Source organism: Stieleria sedimenti (assembly GCF_025060895.1).
Classification (GTDB): Bacteria; Planctomycetota; Planctomycetia; order Pirellulales; family Pirellulaceae; genus Stieleria; species Stieleria sedimenti.
In genome coordinates this window covers 1-4,602 of record NZ_JANZKV010000311.1, presented here as the reverse complement: position 1 = coordinate 4,602, position 4,602 = coordinate 1, and the positions used below count along the sequence as shown (strand labels likewise).

The 4,602-nt window shown below is 62.6% G+C and carries 4 protein-coding genes; all 4 read right to left on the bottom strand.

The annotated features are described in order from the left end of the window. Positions 1 to 78: 78 nt before the first annotated feature. From NZK35_RS31585 to NZK35_RS31570, 4 genes are read right to left on the bottom strand one after another with little or no spacing between them, the layout of a single operon-like run. The gene (locus tag NZK35_RS31585; RefSeq protein WP_259636524.1) at positions 79 to 912 is read right to left on the bottom strand and encodes a hypothetical protein; all 834 of its coding nucleotides are present in this window, start codon (positions 910 to 912) and stop codon (positions 79 to 81) included. Next, entirely contained in the window at positions 909 to 1,865 is a 957-nt protein-coding gene (gene fhcD, locus NZK35_RS31580; RefSeq protein WP_259636523.1) for a formylmethanofuran--tetrahydromethanopterin N-formyltransferase, read from the bottom strand. Before fhcD ends, NZK35_RS31585 begins: the two co-directional genes overlap by 4 nt. Next, positions 1,862 to 3,550, bottom strand: a complete 1,689-nt coding sequence (locus NZK35_RS31575) for a formylmethanofuran dehydrogenase subunit A (RefSeq protein WP_259636522.1) — start codon at positions 3,548 to 3,550, stop codon at positions 1,862 to 1,864. Before NZK35_RS31575 ends, fhcD begins: the two co-directional genes overlap by 4 nt. Beyond that, positions 3,547 to 4,440, bottom strand: a complete 894-nt coding sequence (locus NZK35_RS31570) for a hypothetical protein (RefSeq protein WP_259636521.1) — start codon at positions 4,438 to 4,440, stop codon at positions 3,547 to 3,549. Before NZK35_RS31570 ends, NZK35_RS31575 begins: the two co-directional genes overlap by 4 nt. Between the last annotated feature and the right edge of the window lie 162 nt (positions 4,441 to 4,602).

Below are 4,602 nucleotides of genomic sequence, written 5' to 3'. Positions count from 1 at the left end.
CTAAAGCCTGCACACCAACATTTGTGCCCGCGCCATTCGTACCCGACTCCTTTTCCGCTCATTCATGCGTTGGCGCAGTCACTCGCCGAGCGCCATCTCGGCGGTCGATGCAAAGATCACTTCTCCCAGCCCGCCGACGGTCCGATCGGCGCGGGTCCGAAAGACGGGCAATCGCTTCAGTGTTTGAGTGATCTCTCCAAACAAGCGGTCGGAATAAAGATTCAGGAACGCCGGGTCAAACCGGGTGGGGCTGGAAAAGCGTCCCGCTGCCTCGTCGTCCAGTTGGTCGGCGTGCCGCACCATGGCCGACGCGTTGCCCAGGATCAGGCTGCCGCGTTTCATCCCCACGGCCAAACCCTCGCCTGTTTCGCCGCCGACGCAGATGGTTCCCGCGACCATCGACGCGGCGAGCATCGTTCCGGTCGATCCGCTGATCAGCAGCGTGCCGCGTCTCATCCGATGACCGGCGTAGTTGCCGACGGACCCGTAGATGTTGATCACGCCGCCAGACATGCCCGATCGGCGGGCGCCGTGGGGGGCCGCGACGAAGTCGCCGGCATCGCCTTGGACGCAGACCGTACCGCCGGTCATGCCACACGCCGCGAAGTCGCCGACCGAACCGATGATCTGAAATTCCCCACGGTCGTGCATGGCGGCCAGCCCGTGAGCGTTTTTCAGCTGACCTTCCACGACCACTTGATCGGTCTCTGATTCCTCAATCGTCAACTCAAACCAATCCGCCAAGCGGACGCGCCGCCCGTCCACGCAGATTGCCAGTTCGTTGATCTCGGCGGCTTGCTTGCCATCCATCCAGCTGCGTCGAATGTTCGAGGCGTCGATCGAGTGGGGTGCGGCATCGTCGGCGGCATCCTCCGAGGCGTGGGCACGGTATTGGAGGTGCCAGCGTGTCATGACAGAATCTCGTGCAGGTGAAAGTGGTGGCGCCCAAGTTTGCCGCCATAGTTTCCTGCCGTGACGGCAACCAAGCCGTGTTCCCCACAGCTGGCGCAAGCGGCTTGAATGCCCGCGCGGATGGCGTCGGCAATCGCCTTGAAACTCAATCCGTCCAAGACCACTTCCAGCACCGCGTTGTCTCCTTCGCCCAATTGCGAGTCGGTGATGCCGCGGAGGGTGGGGCAAAACGCATCGTTGGTCGATGCGATCAGCGACTTGTATTTCGAGCCGATCTTGGAACCGCTACGTGCGACCCCACCTGGGAACGGCGTGATCACATCGGGCATCGATTCGATCGCGCCGATGGCGGCTCGGGCGGCGCGACTGGCCGCATGGATGTCGCGAGCGACCAGCAGGAAATTTCCGCCGCCGATCCCCGACGTACGCGGCGCGTCGTGCTGGCAGATGAATTCACCATCCATCACGGGGATCCGCCAGAATCGTTTTCCGTCGATCACCTTGCTGATCTGGTTGCCGTCGCCGAAGAACCGAAGCGTCTTGCCCAAGGCGATTCGTTTGTCGCGAGGCACGTCGTCGGTGAGTCCGGCGAACAGTGCGGTGGTCGGACAGGTGAGCACGCATTGGCCGGCGCGGCGGGTGATCTGTTTTTCCAGTTCGCCGCCCGACATCCCGAAGGCCAGCAAGGCGATCCCGGGGCGGCCGTCGGGGGTCTCTTTGGCCGACAGCCGACGTTCGATGTCGATTTCCAGTTTGCAGTCGATCACGCTGGTCCCGAATCCGCTCATCGCCATCGCCGCGTGCTCGGCCCAGATCTCGTCCAGCGCGGTAATAATCACCCGCGTCGCTTTCATGTCGAAGGCTTCGGCGAAGGTGGGGTCGATTCGGACACCGTTGATTTCCAACGGTCGGGTTGCTTCGGAATTCGCCCCGGCGTTGTCGTGTTCACTCATCGGGCGCGCTCCCGCATCGATTGCTTGGCCGGGCGGGAACGAAGCACCGAGTGCATTTCATCATCGCCGATCCACAACCGATTCAAGTCGAACGTGGACGACGCGTTGTATTCGCTGCGGAACCGCTGCACCGACTGCGGATCGAATTCGACGTCGGCGGTCAGCGTTGGGTGGCTCGGTTGGTCGGGCGTCATGGTGGGCGGAGTCCCCGGCGTGTAGGTTCCGCGGTCGATGACGTGGCGTCCCTGGGCAAACACGTGTCGGGGCGAGCGAAACATTTTCTCCAGGTCATCGTCGGCTTCATAGACGGTGACATCGGCGCCGGCCCCTGGAGTCAGCCGGCCGTGTCGGGACAGCCCCATGATCGACGCCGGGGCGCTGCGTGTCATCGTGGCGATTTCCGGCAACGTGTACTGCCGCGAAAGCCCGCCGAGAGAACTCGCCGCGGCGGCATCGGCATGAATTTCAGCCAGCGCCGTTTCGCGAAACGATCGATCGCCGAGCAACCGTAGCAGGTGCGGGTACGCGGTAAAGGGGGCACCGTTGGGATGGTCGGTGGTCAAGAAGACGCGCGATGGGTTGTCGATCATCAGAAACAGTTCCAACCCGATTGCCCATTGCAGCGAATGCACGAATTGCCGTCGGCGGTATCGAAAGGGCACGACACCACAACCGGCTTCGCATTCGATGTCGACGATCGCGGATTTGCGCGGCGAGGCGTGGTGGCGATTGTCGAATTGATGGGGTTCATCGGCGCTGATCGTCACGGTTTGTCCGAACATGATCTGGCCGACGTCGATCGTCACGTTGGGGTGTTTCGCCATCGCGGCAACCAGCTGTTCGGCTGCCGAGGACATCCCGAACGGACTTTCGTCGCCGTAGCAATGAAATTGGGCGTGGGTGAGATGGATCGGCAACCCGTCGGCCGCCTCCATGGTCGCGATGGTGGAGCGGATGTTTCCCGGTACGCCGAGGTTGCTGGTGTGAATGTGCAGCGGGTGCACGAGTCCGATTTCGTGGACCGCCCTGGCGAGTCGGCGGATGATCTGCGCCGGTGTGACGCCGTAATGGGGATGGGGCGTGTCGACGTCCAGTTCACGCCGACCGAATTTGAAGGCCGAGATGCCGCCGGGGTTAACGGCTTTGACGGCAATGCTTTGGGTGGCGCGGACCATCCAGGCGACGTAGTCGTTGATTTCGGCTTGGGGAGCCGCGCGGGCGAGCAGGGTTAACAACAGGTCGTCGTTGCCGAGCAAGCAGAATCCGCCGGTCGCCAGGTCGGGCATGTCCGCCATTTCGGCGTGGGCGGCGCGGGCATTGCAGGGGATGACGGCGGGTTCGAACGCGACGGTGTAACCCATTTCCAAATACCGCTGGGCGGCGACAGCGGCCGAGGGCAGGTAGTCGCTTTCGGCCGCGCGGCGGGCGGTCGCGCGGGCGTCGTCGTCGATCCGGTCTTGCATCAGCAGTCTGGCGATCGCCAGTTTTCCGCCACCGATATGCGTGTGGATGTCAATTCCACCGGCCATCACAACGCATCCCCGAGCGTCAATCACGCGATCGGCGTCTTCGGCGACCAACGCAGCCCCATCGATGATGGCGTCGTCGTGCAACCACAGGTCGTCGATCTGGTCAACGTCCCCGGCCGGGTCGATCAGGCGTCCTCCTTGAATCAGCGTTTTCATGAATCCTCTTTCTCACTCTCTGGCGGTGCGTCGTCCGGCTTCGGATTGTCTCCTTTTTCCGGGTCGCTTCCCAGGCCCTTGTCCGAGTCGTCGTCAGCCGGCTTTTCACCGCGTTTGCGTCTGGATTTTCGTTCGGCGGAGGGTTGGTATTCTCCGTAGACGCGGTCGGTGGTGATGGTGATCCGGTCGGCTTTGACTTGGTTCTCGTTCGGGGGTTGGTAGAAACCGGTGACCGAGACGGGATCGCCTTCTTGGGCCAAGGCCAGATTGTTGTAGCGGACCTCCAACGTGGTGTTGGCGTCCACCGGGACTTGGACGGGAATTTTCCCCGCTTGGACGGCCAAAACACCGTTGGGTGCCAGGCCGATTAGTCGTCCTACGATCGAGAGTTTGACGACCATCGGTTGATTTCGATTGCCGCGATTGGCGTCGGAGTAGACGCCGGGAGTGAATTGCTCTTTGGTCCGGCCGTGCAGCGATCGCAGATCGACCGGTTGGAACAGCGTGACCTTTTCGACCGGGGCCAGCGGCACGCCGCCGGGACCGAAGTTCGCGGAGAGACGGACCAGCATGCCGCGTTGTAAAAACGCCGGCGTCGCTTTGGCGACAAATTGGAAGGACGAGATCGTGTCTGGCAACGCGACCAGCGCCTCGCTGCCGTCCTCTTTTTCGACCACGACAATGTTTCGCCGCATGCCCTTGAGTGCGCCCTTGAAATTTGTGATCTCATTGGCCGGTAGGGTAGACGGCTGTCCGAATCCGGCCACCTCCGTTCCGGGCGGCTGGGCGGCCAGACGATCGCCGGAACCGCTGAAGGGCAGAATGCTGCAGGGCAGGAGGCTGAGGGTCAAGATCACCAGGGCTGGCAGGGGGAGGCACAGGCGGGGCATAGGACATTCGCTCGCGAAAGACGGGATCCAGGGAAAGGGAGGCAGGTACGGGTGGCACGGGTGGAAGTCATCAGGGATGCAGCAGACGTTGGTGTCTAGCCTTGAGGCGATTCCCGGTCGCTGCGACGCAGCGACGAAAGGCGGCGAAAGCCCAATACCGCT